The sequence below is a fragment of the Rahnella sp. PAMC25559 genome (genome assembly GCF_050632365.1).
Classification (GTDB): Bacteria; Pseudomonadota; Gammaproteobacteria; order Enterobacterales; family Enterobacteriaceae; genus Rahnella; species Rahnella rivi.
Window position 1 is genome coordinate 677,498 of record NZ_CP192543.1, and the last position, 15,946, is coordinate 693,443.

At 57.5% G+C, this 15,946-nt stretch carries 17 protein-coding genes; 15 read left to right on the top strand and 2 right to left on the bottom strand.

Annotated elements, in window-relative coordinates:
• Window positions 1-652 precede the first annotated feature (652 nt).
• The 13 genes from urtB to ACQZQY_RS04520 all read left to right on the top strand — a co-directional run bounded on the left by urtB (window position 653) and on the right by ACQZQY_RS04520 (window position 13,564).
• A complete protein-coding gene (gene urtB, locus ACQZQY_RS04460) occupies window positions 653-2,221 on the top strand; it encodes an urea ABC transporter permease subunit UrtB (RefSeq protein WP_122097581.1) in 1,569 nt (522 codons plus the stop codon).
• Complete coding sequence (gene urtC, locus ACQZQY_RS04465) at window positions 2,221-3,294, top strand: urea ABC transporter permease subunit UrtC (RefSeq protein WP_122097190.1); 1,074 nt, start codon at window positions 2,221-2,223, stop codon at window positions 3,292-3,294. Before urtB ends, urtC begins: the two co-directional genes overlap by 1 nt.
• Before the next feature lie 8 nt (window positions 3,295-3,302).
• Window positions 3,303-4,100, top strand: a complete 798-nt coding sequence (gene urtD, locus ACQZQY_RS04470; RefSeq protein ID WP_431297152.1) for an urea ABC transporter ATP-binding protein UrtD — start codon at window positions 3,303-3,305, stop codon at window positions 4,098-4,100.
• 11 nt (window positions 4,101-4,111) lie between these two features.
• Window positions 4,112-4,810 (top strand): urea ABC transporter ATP-binding subunit UrtE, encoded by a 699-nt coding sequence (urtE, locus tag ACQZQY_RS04475; RefSeq protein ID WP_414070279.1) that lies wholly within the window; start codon window positions 4,112-4,114, stop codon window positions 4,808-4,810.
• A 233-nt stretch (window positions 4,811-5,043) separates the two neighbouring features.
• Entirely contained in the window at window positions 5,044-5,712 is a 669-nt protein-coding gene (locus ACQZQY_RS04480) for a cysteine hydrolase family protein (protein ID WP_390973658.1), read from the top strand.
• A 1-nt stretch (window position 5,713) separates the two neighbouring features.
• The gene (locus tag ACQZQY_RS04485) at window positions 5,714-6,502 is read left to right on the top strand and encodes a DUF2877 domain-containing protein (RefSeq protein ID WP_431296683.1); all 789 of its coding nucleotides are present in this window, start codon (window positions 5,714-5,716) and stop codon (window positions 6,500-6,502) included.
• Window positions 6,503-6,595: 93 nt separating this feature from the next.
• Entirely contained in the window at window positions 6,596-8,134 is a 1,539-nt protein-coding gene (gene fdrA, locus ACQZQY_RS04490; protein ID WP_431296684.1) for an acyl-CoA synthetase FdrA, read from the top strand.
• Window positions 8,134-9,543, top strand: coding sequence for a DUF1116 domain-containing protein (locus ACQZQY_RS04495; protein WP_431296685.1), 1,410 nt, complete (start codon window positions 8,134-8,136; stop codon window positions 9,541-9,543). The genes fdrA and ACQZQY_RS04495 overlap by 1 nt, the downstream gene beginning before the upstream one ends.
• A complete protein-coding gene (gene arcC, locus ACQZQY_RS04500; RefSeq protein ID WP_183849882.1) occupies window positions 9,540-10,502 on the top strand; it encodes a carbamate kinase in 963 nt (320 codons plus the stop codon). Before ACQZQY_RS04495 ends, arcC begins: the two co-directional genes overlap by 4 nt.
• Window positions 10,503-10,517: 15 nt before the next feature.
• The gene (locus ACQZQY_RS04505; protein WP_056775786.1) at window positions 10,518-10,910 is read left to right on the top strand and encodes an allophanate hydrolase-related protein; all 393 of its coding nucleotides are present in this window, start codon (window positions 10,518-10,520) and stop codon (window positions 10,908-10,910) included.
• Between the two features lie 31 nt (window positions 10,911-10,941).
• Complete coding sequence (locus tag ACQZQY_RS04510) at window positions 10,942-12,162, top strand: cytosine permease (RefSeq protein ID WP_431296686.1); 1,221 nt, start codon at window positions 10,942-10,944, stop codon at window positions 12,160-12,162.
• Between the two features lie 84 nt (window positions 12,163-12,246).
• On the top strand, window positions 12,247-13,152 hold the full coding sequence (locus tag ACQZQY_RS04515; RefSeq protein WP_056777160.1) for a LysR substrate-binding domain-containing protein: 906 nt from the start codon (window positions 12,247-12,249) through the stop codon (window positions 13,150-13,152).
• Window positions 13,153-13,180: 28 nt separating this feature from the next.
• Window positions 13,181-13,564: a hypothetical protein gene (locus ACQZQY_RS04520; RefSeq protein ID WP_136375840.1), complete on the top strand. Its 384-nt coding sequence runs from the start codon at window positions 13,181-13,183 to the stop codon at window positions 13,562-13,564.
• Between the two features lie 67 nt (window positions 13,565-13,631).
• Here the strand turns inward: ACQZQY_RS04520 and ACQZQY_RS04525 are convergent, their stop codons facing one another.
• The gene (locus ACQZQY_RS04525) at window positions 13,632-13,880 is read right to left on the bottom strand and encodes a GlsB/YeaQ/YmgE family stress response membrane protein (protein ID WP_056775793.1); all 249 of its coding nucleotides are present in this window, start codon (window positions 13,878-13,880) and stop codon (window positions 13,632-13,634) included.
• Between the two features lie 416 nt (window positions 13,881-14,296).
• Between ACQZQY_RS04525 and bhsA the strand changes: the two genes are divergently transcribed.
• Window positions 14,297-14,554 (top strand): multiple stress resistance protein BhsA, encoded by a 258-nt coding sequence (bhsA, locus tag ACQZQY_RS04530; RefSeq protein WP_056775800.1) that lies wholly within the window; start codon window positions 14,297-14,299, stop codon window positions 14,552-14,554.
• 191 nt (window positions 14,555-14,745) lie between these two features.
• On the top strand, window positions 14,746-15,189 hold the full coding sequence (locus tag ACQZQY_RS04535; protein WP_390973669.1) for a GNAT family N-acetyltransferase: 444 nt from the start codon (window positions 14,746-14,748) through the stop codon (window positions 15,187-15,189).
• Window positions 15,190-15,234: 45 nt separating this feature from the next.
• Here the strand turns inward: ACQZQY_RS04535 and yfcF are convergent, their stop codons facing one another.
• Entirely contained in the window at window positions 15,235-15,867 is a 633-nt protein-coding gene (yfcF, locus tag ACQZQY_RS04540) for a glutathione transferase (protein ID WP_414070266.1), read from the bottom strand.
• Between the last annotated feature and the right edge of the window lie 79 nt (window positions 15,868-15,946).

The following is a 15,946-nucleotide window of genomic DNA, read 5'->3' on the forward strand; positions in this document are numbered from 1 at the left end:
TCCAGGAGCATCCGTTCTCGCCGCAAAATACCGCCGCGACGCGGTACCTTCGCGGCGGGTTCGAGCCATAGGTCTCGAACCTCTTGCTCAGCGGAATTTTTGAATGCGGCCTAATGGCTATGTAAGTCAAAAAAAATAGCAGAGCAGGTCTGTTTTGACCTTAAAAATGCCTCAAAGGCGCACTCAAAACGGCGGCGAATGAACGGTGAGAAACCGCACGGGTCTTTTTCCGGGCGGGTCCGAACCTGAAATGAGAGCACCGCGCAGCGGCGCCGTTTGCGCCGTGAACGGAAGTCTCTGAAACACGTTCCCTGCCAGCAGCGATAGCTGTCGGTGTCACAAACAAAAAGGCGCGGGATGTCCAGAAGGGGCGCGCCTTGGCGCTCCTTCTGGGCGGGTGTGGGCTGCAGGCCCACGGTCTTAGCCAGTTTGGGCGGCGAGCCCAAGGTCCTGGCGGGTGTGGGCTGCAAGCCCGCGGTTTAAGCCAGTTTGGGCGGCGAGCCCAAGGTCTTAGCGGGTATGGGCTGCAAGCCCGCGGTTTAAGCCAGTTTGGGCGGCGAGCCCAAGGTCTTAGCGGGTGTGGGCTGCAAGCCCGCGGTCTTAGGCTGCAAGCCCGCGCTCCCAGAGGTATTACTTTTATGGCGAAAACATGATGAAAACTTTACTTCGATCTCTGTTTTTCCTGCTTGGCTGCCTGCCATGGCTTGTTCACGCCGGTCCGGCCAACGATTTTGCTGCCGCCAGCCGCAGCCAGCAGGCCACGTTATTGCAGCAATGGGCGGCAGATCCGCAGCCGGAAAGGCTGCCGCTGCTCGAGGCGCTGAAGCAGGAAAACGTCGTCATCGACGAAGCGAAACACGCATTCACACAGAATGGTGATCAACTGACGCCGCTGGAAGGCGACGTTAAACCCCAGGGCGAAGCCAAAAAAGTCTGGCTGAACAACCGCCTGCGAATTTTGATCGCCAATGCACTTTCCGCGCACCGTCTGGTGAGCACCGACAGCACCGTTCGTTTGCAGGCCGCCAAAGCCTTACAGCGCGACGCGCAGGCCGATCAGTTGCCGCTGCTGACCCGTCGTCTTGAGCTGGAAAAAGACAGCACGGTGCACGATGCCCTTTCCATCGCGCTGGCGAATTTACAGCTCGCCGACGCCAGCCCGCAGGTGCGCCTGAAAGCCGTTGAGCTGCTCGGCACCTCGGGCGATCCGGATACACAAGGCCGTCTGCAAAGCCTGACCGACCCGAAAACTGAGCCAGATGCGACAGTGCGTAACGCCGCGCTCACCAGCCTGAAAGCGGTGCAGCATCGTCTGCTGATCGGCGATTTACTGGGTCAGGCGTTTACCGGCTTGTCTCTCGGCTCAATTCTGCTGCTCGCCGCGCTCGGTCTGGCGATCACTTACGGTTTGCTGGGCGTGATTAACATGGCGCACGGCGAAATGTTAATGCTCGGCTCTTACTCGACCTACATGGTGCAGTCGCTGTTTCAGCATTACGCGCCGGGGCTGCTGGCGCTGTATCCGCTGGTCGCGCTGCCGGTGGCTTTTTTCATCACCGCCGGAATGGGTATGGCGCTGGAGCGCACCGTCATCCGCCATTTATACGGTCGCCCGCTGGAAACCCTGCTGGCGACCTGGGGCATCAGCCTGATCCTTATCCAGGGCGTGCGCGTGCTGTTTGGCGCGCAGAACGTCGAAGTGGCGAATCCCGGCTGGCTCTCCGGCGGCATTCAGCTGCTGCCCAATCTGGTGCTGCCGTACAACCGCATCGCGGTGATCATCTTTGTCTTGCTGGTGCTCGGTCTGACCTGGCTGCTGCTCAATAAAACGCGGCTCGGCATGAACGTGCGCGCCGTGACGCAAAACCGTGCGATGGCGGCCTGCTGCGGCGTGCCGACCGGCCGCGTCGATATGCTGGCGTTCGGCCTCGGCTCCGGCATCGCCGGTCTGGGCGGCGTCGCGCTGTCGCAGCTGAGTAACGTCGGGCCGGAACTCGGTCAGGGCTACATCATCGATTCCTTCTTAGTCGTGGTGCTCGGCGGTGTCGGGCAACTGGCTGGCACCGTGGTGGCGGCCTTTGGTCTGGGCATTGTGAACAAAATTCTTGAGCCGGAAATCGGCGCGGTACTGGGCAAAATCCTGATCCTCGCGCTGATAATCCTGTTTATCCAGAAACGTCCGCAGGGACTCTTCGCCTTCAAAGGCAGGGTGATTGACTAATGAGCCAGCCGCTGACGATTACCGGCGTACAAAAAGCGCCGAAGATTGCGATTTCGGTGGGCACGCTGGTGCTCATCCTCCTGATTGTGATGCCGTTTCTGGCGCTGCTGCCCGCCAGCAACCCGCTGGCGATCTCCACTTACACGCTGACGCTGGTCGGCAAGATCCTTTGTTATGCGATCGTCGCGATCGCACTCGATCTGGTCTGGGGCTACGCCGGTTTGCTGTCGCTCGGTCACGGGCTGTTTTTCGCGCTCGGCGGCTACGCGATGGGCATGTATTTGATGCGCCAGGCCGCAGGCAGCGGGCTGCCGGACTTTATGTCGTTTCTGTCGTGGACCGAACTGCCGTGGTTCTGGGCGGGTACCCAGCATTTCGCCTGGGCGCTGTGCCTGATCGTACTGGTGCCGGGCGCGCTGGCGTTTGTGTTCGGTTATTTCGCCTTCCGTTCGAAAATCAAAGGCGTGTACTTTTCGATCATGACGCAGGCGCTGACTTACGCCGGTATGTTGCTGTTTTTCCGCAATGAAACCGGCTTCGGTGGCAATAACGGCTTCACCGGTTTTACCACCCTGCTCGGCTTTCAGGTCACCGCCACCGGCACGCGCGTGGGATTATTTCTGGCGACGGTTCTGGTGCTGGTCGCCAGCCTCGCGCTCGGATTCGCGCTGGCGCGCAGTAAATATGGCCGCGTGCTGACGGCAGTGCGCGACGCCGAAAACCGGCTGATTTTCTGCGGCTACGATCCGAAGGGTTTCAAGCTGTTCGTGTGGACGATTTCCGCCATGCTGTGCGGTCTGGCGGGCGCGCTGTACGTGCCGCAGGTCGGCATTATCAACCCCAGCGAAATGTCACCGACCAACTCCATCGAAGCCGCCATCTGGGTGGCACTCGGCGGGCGCGGCACGCTGATCGGTCCGGTTATCGGCGCAGGCATCGTTAATGGCGCGAAAAGCTGGTTCACCGTCGCCATTCCCGAATACTGGCAATTTGTCCTCGGCGGCATGTTTATTCTGGTGACGCTGTTCCTGCCGCAAGGCGTGATTGGCCTGCTGCGTAAGAGGAAATCCTGATGAGCCCGATGACCATGACCGAAGACCTGTTTACCCAGCCGCACCTGGCGGACCGCCACCGCGCGCAGACCGACCCGATTTTGCAGCTGGAAAACATCAACGTCAGTTTTGACGGGTTTAAGGCGCTGACCAATTTGTCGCTCAACATCGGCGTCGGCGAACTGCGCTGCGTGATCGGCCCGAACGGCGCAGGGAAAACCACGCTGATGGACGTGATCACCGGCAAAACCAAACCGCAAAGCGGCCGCGTTTATTACGATCAGCGCACCGATCTGACGAAGCTTGATCCGGTGCGCATCGCGCAGTCCGGCATCGGGCGGAAATTCCAGAAACCGACGGTGTTTGAAGCGCTGACGGTGTTCGAAAATCTGGAAATCGCGCAGAAAACCAATAAATCGGTATGGGCGTGCCTGCGCGCCAAAATGAACAGCGAACAGCGCGACCGCATTGATGAAATGCTGGGCACGCTGCGTCTGGCGGCGGAACGCCATCGCCCGGCGGGGTTGCTGTCCCACGGTCAGAAACAGTTTCTGGAGATCGGCATGCTGCTGGTGCAGGAGCCGCATTTATTACTGCTCGACGAACCGGCGGCGGGCATGACCGATGCCGAAACCGAATACACCGCCGAGCTGTTCAAACAGCTGGCGGGCAAACATTCGCTGATGGTGGTCGAGCACGATATGGGGTTTGTGGAAAACATCGCCGACCACGTGACGGTGCTCCATCAGGGGCAGGTGCTGGCCGAAGGTTCACTGCGCGACGTGCAGGCCAACGAGCAGGTTATCGACGTGTATTTAGGGCGCTGAGGAATCGCAATATGTTGCAGGTAAATGAACTGAATCAGTTTTACGGTGGCAGCCATATTCTGCGCGGCCTGTCTTTTGAGGCAAAAATCGGCGAAGTGACGTGCCTGCTCGGGCGCAACGGCGTCGGTAAAACCACGTTGCTGAAATGCCTGATGGGGCTGATCCCGGCGAAATCCGGCACCATCAGCTGGCAAAATCAGGTGATCAATTCCCGCAAACCGCACCAGCGCGTGCAGGCGGGAATTGCCTACGTCCCGCAGGGACGCGAAATTTTTCCGCGCCTGACCGTCGAAGAAAATCTGCTGATGGGTCTGTCGCGTTTTTCCGGCAGCCAGGCAAAGCAGGTGCCGGATGAAATCTACCATCTGTTCCCGATCCTGCTGGAAATGAAACACCGACGCGGCGGGGATTTGTCCGGCGGCCAGCAACAACAGCTGGCGATTGGCCGCGCGCTGGCCTGCAAACCGAACCTGCTGATCCTCGACGAACCGACCGAAGGCATTCAGCCGTCGGTGATCAAAGAAATCGGTGCGGTGATTAAACAGCTCGCCGCCCGCGGCGACATGGCGATCCTGCTGGTCGAACAATTCTACGATTTCGCCGCCGAACTGGCCGACAGCTATCTGGTGATGTCGCGCGGCAGCATCGTCAAACGCGGTCGCGGAGAGGAAATGGAGGCCGAAGGCGTGCGGGGGCTGGTGGCAATCTAGCGCTCATCACACTCCTTCAACAAAAAACTTCTCGCCAGCGGCGGGTCAGCATCAAATTATTTGCTGCTCGCCGTCGCGGTTTGCGGCATCTCACACTTCTTTCCGGCTAAAAATCCTGCTGCAAAATATTCGGCGCTCACCGGAAAATCATTTCGCTGTCACCCTTTCATCGCCTCTCTATACTTGCGCACAGATACTTCTTTTCCCCACATCGGATGTTCAGGAGAGTAACGATGACTACGCATCAATTTCAGGCAGAACCCTTCCCGTTAGCCTTTGCCCCGCAAACGACAGCGTTAGTGATGATTGATATGCAACGCGATTTCGTTGAGCCCGGCGGGTTTGGCGAAGCGCTGGGCAATGACGTGTCGAAAGTCCGCACGGCGATTGCGCCGTGCAAAAAAGTGCTGGATGCCGCCCGCGCGCAGGGAATGCTGGTCATTCATACCCGCGAAGGCCATCGCGCCGATCTGAGCGATTGTCCTCCGGCTAAACTGACCCGTGGCGGCCAGACGTTTATCGGCACTGACGGTCCGATGGGTCGCATTCTGGTGCGCGGCGAAGCCGGTCACGACATCATTCCTGAGCTGTATCCGGTTGCCGGTGAGCCGGTTATCGATAAGCCGGGCAAAGGCGCGTTTTATCAGACTGACCTGCATCTGGTGCTGCAAAACCACGGTATCAGAACCCTGATTGTCTGCGGCGTGACCACTGAAGTGTGCGTCACCACCACCGTGCGCGAGGCCAATGACCGTGGCTTTGAATGCATTATTCCTCAGGACTGCGTCGGATCTTATTTCCCGGAGTTCCAGAAATCCGCGCTGGAAATGATCAAAGCGCAGGGCGCGATTTTCGGCTGGGTCAGCGACGCGAACGCCATCATCAACGGCTTAAAGGCATAACGTGCAACTGCCCGTCGTCTCGCTCGGCTATCTGGCTAAAGACCGCTTCGCGCAGCCGCTGACGGCGCACAGCCGCTTTCAGCACGCAATGAACCTGATGGCGGATGACGGGCAGTTACTGACGCTGCTCGATGCCAGCCGCTACCCGAATTTGCCGGATGCCATCCGGGTTCAGCTTCCACACGGCTGGGACTGGCGACGAATGACCGGCGAATTAACCGGGCTGGATCACGCAGAAATCTGGCAGCCGCAGATAACGCCGGTGCCGCCCGAACAGCGGCCACAACACTACGCCACGCTGGTGAAAGCGCTGATCAAACAGCCGGTGGAAAGTGAACTGATGCTGCTGCCCGGCGGTGACAGCACGAAACGCCAGCCGCATATTTTTGCGCAGGACAGCGCAGAAAAGCTGACGTTTCAGGTGTTACGGCTGATCGGCTTCGGCGGCGGGCTGACGCCGGACGGCGACGATTATCTGCTCGGTTATCTGGCCGGATTGTGGCGCTGGCAGACGGCGCCGCGCATCGCCCGACATTACCGGCTGATGCAGGAGATCATCGCCAGCCATCTGACGCGCACCAACGATATCAGCGCGCATTACCTGCGCCGCGCGCTGGACGGGCATTTCTCTGAGCCACTTTGTGACCTGCTGATGCTGCTGGCCACACCGGCCAGCGACGACATAGTGCGCAGCGCGGCGCAGAACGTCATGCAGTTTGGTGCCAGTTCAGGCACTGACTGTCTGGCAGGCCTTCTGCACGGAATGCGCACGCTACAGACCACGTTGTAACTCACTCTTTTTCTCTTCATGCCGGTTGCCCCCTGCGCGCCGGCAGGGGATCCCTTTGCCTGAAAAAACAGGCAGTAAGCACAGGTATTAGTTATGAGTGTCATTTCTCAGGTTTTCAGCAATATGTATCAGGACTCGGTGTCGCTGATGCAAATCTCCGCCAACATCAGCAAACAGCCGGGCATCGAACAGGCCTCTGTGGTGATGGGCACGCAAACCAATCTGGCGCAGTTGGCGGATGCCGGTCTGGGTCAGGATATCAAAGCCGGTCCAAACGATTTGATTATTGCAGTCAAAGGCGATGAAGCGGCCTGTAAAGAGGCGATGGCGCTGGCGCGCGAACTGCTCAGCAGCAAACCGCAGGAAGCCGCCACAGACGGCGTTTTCGCGCCAAATCTGGTGAGTCTGGATATGGCGCTGGAACGCCATCCCGACATCAATCTGGCGCTGATTTCCGTGCCGGGTGATTACGCCGCCGCCGAGGCGATTAAGGCGCTGCAACTGGACATGAACGTGATGCTGTTCAGCGATAACGTCAGTCTGGCGCAGGAAAAACAGATCAAAACGCTGGCACACGTAAAGAACCGGCTGGTGATGGGGCCGGACTGCGGCACCGCGATCATTAACGGGATGCCGCTGGGTTTCGCTAACGTCGTGAAACGTGGCGCGATCGGCGTGGTCGGCGCGTCCGGTACCGGCGTGCAGGAAGTGACCTGCCGCGTGGATCATCTCGGCGCGGGGATCTCTCAGGCACTCGGCACCGGCGGCCACGACCTGCATGAAGAGATCGGCGGCATTTCCATGCTGCACGGCCTGAACATGCTGGCAGGCGATCCGGATACCCAAGTGATTGTGCTGATTTCCAAACCCCCGGCCCGCGCCGTCGCCGAACGCATCCTGGAACAGGCCAGCGCCTGCGGCAAGCCGGTGGTGGTGAATTTCCTCGGCGCAGATGCGGCAGATATCGCCCGCGATCGCGTTTTCCCGGCAACCACTCTCGCAGAAGCCGCCGGTAAGGCAGTGGCGCTGCTCGACGGCAGGCCATCCGTGACGGCTTTCGGTGAAATCATCCGCCCTGAGCAATGCCACGCCTTACCGGCGACGCGCACCGATATTCGCGGCGTCTTTGCCGGAGGCACCTTCTGTTATGAAAGCCAGCTGATTTGTCAGCAACAGGGTTTTCACGCCGCATCCAATACGCCGGTTACCGGCAACAAAAAACCGGATGACGTGTGGCGCAGCAGCGGCCACACCCTGATCGACATGGGCGACGACGATTACACCCGTGGCAAACCGCACCCGATGATCGACCCGACACTGCGCAATCAGCGCATTGCCGCTGAACTCAGTGACCCGCAAACCGCCGTTCTGCTGTTCGATCTGGTGCTTGGTTATGGCGCGGCCGCCGAACCGGCAGCGGAATTACTGGAAATCCTCGCACAGCATCCGCGCGATCAGCGTCCGCTGCTGGTCGCCCACGTCTGCGGCACCGAAGCCGATCCGCAACAACGTTCACGTCAGATCGACGCATTGCGCCAGGCAGGTGTGGTGATTGCTGAATGCAACGCACAGGCCGCGCTGTGGGCCAGCCAGATTGCCCGCATTCAGGCAGAAAAGAAGGGAGAAAAATAATGAATACGTTACTCAATCAGCCACTTTGCGTGGTCAATGCCGGCCTGAACAGCTTTGCTGAAAACCTGAAAACCGCCGGTGGCGACGTGGTGCCGCTGAGCTGGCAGCCGCCTGCGCTGGGCGATATCGCTGCCGGTCTGAGTCTGGCGGAATTACTGCGCCACCCACTGGTCGAAAAAGCCAACGACGTGGCGTTTGCCCGCTATCTCAGCGCGCAACCGGCGCTGGTGGATGTGCTGGCCGCGCGCGAGGCCATTCCGGCCATGAGCGAGCGTAAACTCATTCTGCATTCCGGCCCGCCGATTGCCTGGCACGACATGTGCGGCCCGGTGAAGGGCGCGATTATCGGCGCGGTGATTTACGAAGGCTGGGCAACCGGTCATCAGAATGCAGAGCAGATGATTGAAGCGGGCAACATTGCGCTCGAGCCTTGTCACCACTATCACGCGGTCGGTCCGATGGCCGGTATTATCAGCCCGTCGATGCCGCTGTGGGTGATTGAAAACAAAACCAACGGCAAACTGGCATTCAGCAATTTCAACGAAGGTCTTGGCAAAGTTTTACGCTTTGGCGCCAATAACGAAGAAGTTCTGGATCGTCTGCGCTGGATGGCAAAAGAGCTGGCTCCGGCGATGAAAGCGGCGGTGCTAAAACTCGGTGAGATGGAACTGAAACCGCTGATGGCGCAGGCGCTGCACATGGGCGATGAAGTGCATAACCGCAATGCGGCAGCCACCGGTTTGCTGATCAAGCGTCTGGTTCCGGCGCTGCTGGAATGCAATTTGCCCGCTGAACAGCTTCAGCGCTGCGTGGCGTTTATCACCGGTAACGATCACTTCTTCCTCAATCTGTCGATGGCGGCCTGTAAGGCAATGATGGATGCGGCGGCGGACGTGCCTTACAGCTCGATGGTCACGGTAATGGCGCGTAACGGCGTTAACTTCGGCATACTTCTTTCCGGCACCGGCGACCGCTGGTATCAGGCTCCGGCCAATCCGGTAGAAGGCCTGTTCTTCCCCGGTTACGGCGTGGAAGATGCCGCCGCCGATCTGGGCGACAGCGCGATCACCGAAACCGCCGGTGTCGGCGGCTTCGCGATGGCGTCGTCTCCGGCCATCGTCAAATTTGTCGGCGGCACGCCTGCGGATGCCTCCAGTAACAGCCGTAAAATGCAGCTGATCACTCTCGGCGGCAATCCGGCATTTACCCTGCCCGCACTGAACTTCGCGCCGACGGCGGCAGGCATCGACGCCCGTAAAGTCGCCGACCGCGCCATCCTTCCGATCATCAATACCGGTATCGCCCACAAACTGGCGGGTGTCGGCCAGATTGGCGCGGGGATCACTACCGCACCGATGTCCTGCTTTACCGATGCACTTCAGGCGCTTTCTCAGGAGATCCCGGCATGAACACACCTTTAGCCGTAGTGGCCGTCGGCGGAAACGCCCTGATCGCCGATGAACACAAAAACAGTATTCCCGATCAGTATCAGGCGGTGATTGAGAGCGTGCGTCCGGTTGTGGACATGATTGAAGCGGGCTGGGACGTTGTGCTCACGCATGGTAATGGCCCGCAGGTCGGGTTTATTCTGCGCCGTTCAGAGCTGGCTGCCGGTGAAGTGGCGCCGGTGCCGCTTGATTACGCGGTCGGCGATACGCAGGGGGCGATTGGCTATATGTTCCAGAAAGCCCTGCTGAACGAGCTGCAAAAACGCGGCATTTCGCGCCCGGTCGTGGCGCTGGTAACGCAAACGCTGGTCAGCGCGCAGGATCCGGCGTTTCAAAATCCGGTTAAACCGGTCGGTGCATTTATGGATGAAGCGACCGCCCGTCAGCGTCAGCAGGAACTCGGCTGGACCATCGCCGAAGACGCCGGACGCGGCTGGCGCAGAACCGTGCCTTCGCCACTGCCGCTCGACATTTTAGAGCGCCAGACCCTAAGCACGCTGCTGGCACAGGGCTGCATTGTGATTGCCTGCGGCGGCGGCGGTATTCCGGTGGTACGCGATGAGCATCAGCAACTGACGGGCGTGGAAGCGGTGATTGATAAGGATCTGGCGTCAGCGCTGTTAGCGGAACAACTCGGTGCGGATTTACTGCTGATCCCGACCGGCGTGAAACAGGTCGCCGTGAATTTTGGCACGCCGCAGCAGCAATGGCTGAGCAATCTCAGCGTGGAACAGGCCGAAACGTTTATTCGCGAAGGGCAATTTGGCGCGGGCAGCATGCAGCCGAAAGTCGAGGCCATCGTGAAATTTATCAACAACAGCCAGCAACAGGGAAAACACGCCAAAGGGCTGATCACCAGCCCGGAAGCGATTAAAGCCGCCCTGAATCATCAGACCGGCACCTGGATTTCACATAATTAAAATAAGGATATCAACATGGAAAACACTATTTTACTGGCAGTGAACGGCACGCTGATGCGCGGTCTGGAACTGAACCCGAACATGACCGGCGCGGGCGGCGTGTTCGTGCGCGAAGACAGCACCGATGCCCATTACCGTTTGTGGACCATCAACGACCGTCATCCGGGGATGATCCGCGTTCAGCAGGGCGGAAACACCGTCAGCCTGGAAATCTGGGCGCTGCCGCCCGCTTCTTTCGCCGCGTTGCTGAGCAGCGAACCGGCAGGGCTGAGCATCGGTAAAGTGAAGTTGCAGGACGGCAGCGAAGTGCTGGGCGTTTTGGCAGAACCCTGGCTGGTGGAAGGACAAACCGACATCACCGCGACCGGCGGCTGGCGCCAGTATACCGGGCATCATCACACCCGCTGAGAGAACGGCCTTCACTGAAAAGGATTGGGTTATGCGTAAAACAGAAAATGCACCGAATACGGCGTCAGGCCTGCGTATCGCCATGATATTACTGGGCATTGCCGTCACACCGGTTTTGCTTTCTTCATCAAGTCTGGGCAATCAGTTGTCAGGTTCGCAGCTGATTACCGTGGTGGCGCTCGGCGGAATTATTCTCACGCTGCTGGCGGCCATCACCATCTGCGTGGGTGAAAAAGCCCGCCTGCCGACCTACGGCATTGTGAAATATGCCTTCGGTGAAAAAGGCGCGGTGGCGATTAACATTCTGATGGCCGTCAGCCTGTTTGGCTGGATTGCGGTCACCGCCAATATGTTCGGCCATTCAGTCCATGATTTGCTGGCAGAGCATGGGCTGGACGTGCCCGTGCCGCTGCTGGTGACGCTCGGCTGCGGCGTGTTTGTTGCTTCGACGGCGTTCGGTTTTGCGGTCCTCGGCAAAATCGCGCAGGTCGCCGTGCCGGTGATTGCGCTGGTGCTGGTTTACATCCTGTATGTGGCGATGCACGGCCACGCGCCGGTGGCGGACAGCCTCAGCCAGATGAACACCGGCGTGGCGGTGTCTACCGTGGTCGGCACCATTATTGTGCTGGTCGCGACATTGCCCGATTTCGGCAGTTTTGTGCATAACCGCAAACATGCGCTGATTGCCGCAACCGCCGCGTTTCTGGTGGCGTATCCGCTGCTCTACTGGGCCGGGGCCATGCCGAGCGCGCTGAGCGGTCAGGGTTCCCTTCTCGGGGCGATGGCTGTTTTCGGCGCGGTGCTGCCGGCGGCGATGTTGCTGATTTTTGCCTGTATCACCGGCAATGCGGGGAATATGTTCCAGGGCACACTGGTGGTTTCCACCCTGCTGACCCGTTTCCCTAAATGGCAGATTACGCTGGCGCTGGGCGTGCTTGCGGCGATTATCGGCAGCATGGACATCATGGCGTGGTTCATCCCCTTCCTGCTGTTTTTAGGGATCGCCACCCCGCCGGTGGCCGGGATTTATATCGCAGATTTCTTCCTGTACCGTCGCAACGGTTATCAGGCAGAGGTCCTGACCCGCGAGCCACCAATCAAGTTACTGACTTTTGTCGCCTGGCTGCTTGGTTCCGCCGCCGGTTTCATGACGGTAAAAGGCATGATGACGCTCACCACCATTCCGTCAGTGGATTCAATTCTGGTGGCCTGCGTGTGTTATGCGCTGTTTAGCCGGATGCAAAAGCACTGACGGCGAAAAGGGTAAAATACGGCATAATTAAGGAAATCCGTCATGACGACGGGTTTCCTTTTTTTATGGCAGGAGCGCCTTTGTATGCTGATTTCTGATGAAAGTATTCGTATCGTCCATCTGGTCGCGAAATACCAGAGCATTACCACCGCCGCCGATCAGCTGAACAAAGTCCCTTCTGCCATCAGCTATACCGTGAAAAAGCTCGAGGAAAGCCTCGGCGTGGCGCTGTTTATCCGCAAAGGCAATCACATTGAACTGACGCCTGCCGGGCACTATTTTATCCGCCACAGCAAAACCCTTTTGAGCGATCTCGATGCCCTGAAACGCAACACCGCCCTTATCCATGAAGGCGTCGAGCAGGAATTTATCATCGCGGTGAATAACATCGTGCCGGTGCCGGTGCTGGTGGATTTTATCAGTGCTTTTGAGCGGGCGTTTCCCTCGACGCGGCTGTCGCTGAACGTTGAGGTCTACAACGGCTGCTGGGACGCGCTTTACAGTAAACGGGCCGATCTGGTGATTGGCGCGCCGCATAACGTGCCGGGCAGCGAAGGGGTGATCACCGAAAGTCTCGGCCAGCTGGAATGGGATTTTGTCGTCGGCCCGCAGCATCCGCTGGCAACGCTGATGCAGCCGCTGACCAACGCCGAGCTGCGGCAGTATCCGGCGGTGTGCATTCGCGATACGGCAGTGAATTTTGCCCATCAGCAGGCATGGCTGCTCGAGGGGCAAAAACCCTTGTTCGTCCCTGATTTTGCCATCGCCATTTCCCTTATCGAGCGCAATACCGGCATCGGCTATCTGCCTCATCACCTCGCCCTGCCGTTACTCAACAATGGCCGGCTGGTGAAAAAACCGATGCAGGAACATAAACATGCGACACAACTGTTCCTCGCCGCCCGCTCCGACGGCATGGGCAAAGTCTGCCAGTGGTGCCTCGATTATCTGCTGGAACCGGGCGTTAAGGGGGAATTGTGCGGGAAGTGAAGTGTCATCAAACCAGGTGGAAATGTTAATGCCAAAAATCAAAAGTCAGGAAGCGCTGGTACGCCAGCGTATGCGCGGGGTCATACTGGCAGTGCTGGTGATGGTTATCGCGGGGTGTTACCAGTGGTGGAAACAAGGGAAACTGATTTCCGAGCAGTGGAGCCCGAACAAAGAGTATGTGGTGCGCGAATATAAGACCGTCGATTTTATCCCGCGCATGACCATGCCGGGCGATGGCGGCCATTACTCAGGCTATATGCGGGTGTATAACCGCGATGGCAAACAGTTTTATGAAGAGTATTCCGACCTGCTCGACTTTATCGAAGGCCCGTTCTGGGCGAAGGAAGGCGTGTACTGGATGGGCAATGAAAATCAGGACATCGTGCGCCTGCCGACGTCGCCGGTAGAGTAAATCACAGACACAAAAAAGCCGCGACAATGCGCGGCTTTTTTTTATTTTCAGGCGTAATGGCGAACCATTAGCTCCTGATTTTGCGGTAGATAAACAGTACGACAATCGCACCGATCACCGCGACGACGAAGCTGCCGAAGTTGAAACCGTCTACGCGACCAAAGCCGAAGAAAGTACTGATGTAACCCCCGACCACAGCACCGACCACACCCAGGACTACGGTCAGAATGAAACCACCGCCATCTTTGCCAGGCATGATCCACTTAGCCAGAATACCTGCAATAAGACCAAAGATGATCCAGGATAAAATTCCCATTTTCGACTCCTCCGAATAAATTTCCGCTACCGTGAATATTGTTCAGCCAAGTCGGCCAAACAAATGCAGAATGATTGAAATCCTGCGGTTTGGGTGGCAGGTTTACTTTCATACCCCACGCACAACCCGTTTCTGATACTACCCTGAAAGCGTAGCACTCTTTAGACAAACCCGCCAAAAATCAGCAGGAAGGAGAAAACAGCAGCAAAGAATGATGTTTTTACAGTCTGCGTCAGCATTATCGCGGTTTCGTCAGTTGCCCGCACAGGGACGTAAAATTGCGTAAAAAGTAGACCAAATATTTTGAATGACTTACTCAAATCAATCCGTTTTTCATCTCTGCGCATCAGGCTTATTATGCATCCATCGAAAGGCAACCACCTTTCACTCACATAAACCTGAATGGAATACACATCATGAAAAACGTCAAAATTTTTGCTGTAGCTGCAACCCTCTCCCTGATTTCTTTCGGTAGCTTCGCGGCTCAGCAGGTGAATCAGCCGTCCGGTGATATGCAGAAAATCGGTGTTATCTCTGCTGCCAACTCAACCACCCTGAGCGGCCTGGAAAGCAAACTGTCACAGCAGGCGAAAGAAGCCGGTGCTTCTTCTTACCGCATCATCTCCGTGACCGGTAACAACAAACTGCACGCTGACGCTGAAATCTACAAATAATCTCCTGCGATAAAACCCTCTGAAAAGCCTGTGGAAGTCTGACTTCCACAGGCTTTTTTTGTATTTACCTCTCCATCTTCAGATTTTCTTTATCCGCGCATTGCCACTCCCCGGTCAGATTCACTATTCTGATTTATCATTTCTGCACTCCGGCTCACCACGATAAAACGCGAATAAAAAGGAATCCTGTCATGAAGACCCGTCTCAGCCATGCCCCGACCGAAAGCGATCTCGAGGAGATCAAAAATGGCCTGCGTAATTTCAACAGAAACTTTATCCCTCAATCAAAATTCCGTGCGTTAGGGATTTTTGTGGAAGATGAAAAAGGCAACAAACAGGCGGGGATTGTGGCGGAAACCGTCGGGAATTGGATGTACATCCAGATGCTGTGGGTCGATGAATCGCTGCGTGGCAAAGATGTCGGCACGCAACTGATCGCCGAAGCGGAAGAAGAGGCCAAAGCGCGGGGCTGTCGTTACTCACTGGTGGATACGTTCAGTTTTCAGGCGCGCCCGTTCTATGAACGCATGGGCTATCACATGCAAATGGCGCTGGAAGATTACATCGCCGATTCCCGCGCACCGGACGATGCGCCTTCCACGCACACCCGCTTTTTCCTGACGAAATCACTGTAAACGTCTTTAGCGCAGTCAGCCTGTGATCTGACTGCGCCACTCATCTTATTTCGCGGAAAGCGCTAACCACGCCAAAACGGACGGGCGCTGCCACTGCGATTGGGCATAGGCGATGAGTTTTTCCGGCATCGGATCGCCGTTCAGACGCAGACGGTTCAGCATCAGCGCCAGATCCACATCCGCAATGCTCCATTCACCAAACAGATTCGTTTTATCACCGAGCAAACGTTCTGCGGCATCGTAGAGTTTTTCGGCGGCCTGCTGGCCTTTGGCTGTCAGCGGCGGGCGTTTCGCGCCAGCGAACACCACTTCAGTGGAGCGTTCTTCGCGGATTGGCATCAGATCACTGCGCAACCAGGCCTGAACTTCGCGGGCTTTGGCGCGGTTTTCAGGATCAGCCGGATAAATGGCAGGAAACGTCGGGGCGGGAAACAGCTCATCGACATATTCATCAATTGCGGAAGATTCGGATAACACAAAGCTCCCGTTGGTTAACGTCGGTACGCGGCGGGTCACGGAAATCGCCGAATAGGTTTCTTTCAGGTTCTCCGCGTCAGCCAGATCCACCTTTTCCAGTTCGAAGGGGATGCCTTTTTCGGTCAGCGCGACAAAAGCGGACATCACGTAAGGGCTGAAAAAATTGGCATCGGAATACAAAATCAGCGAAGGCTGGCTCATGGCAAACTCCTGAAAGAAATCAAACAAAGGAACAAAAACATAGCGCAGAAAGCGGGGTGTGTCGTTAAAAAGCCTTCCA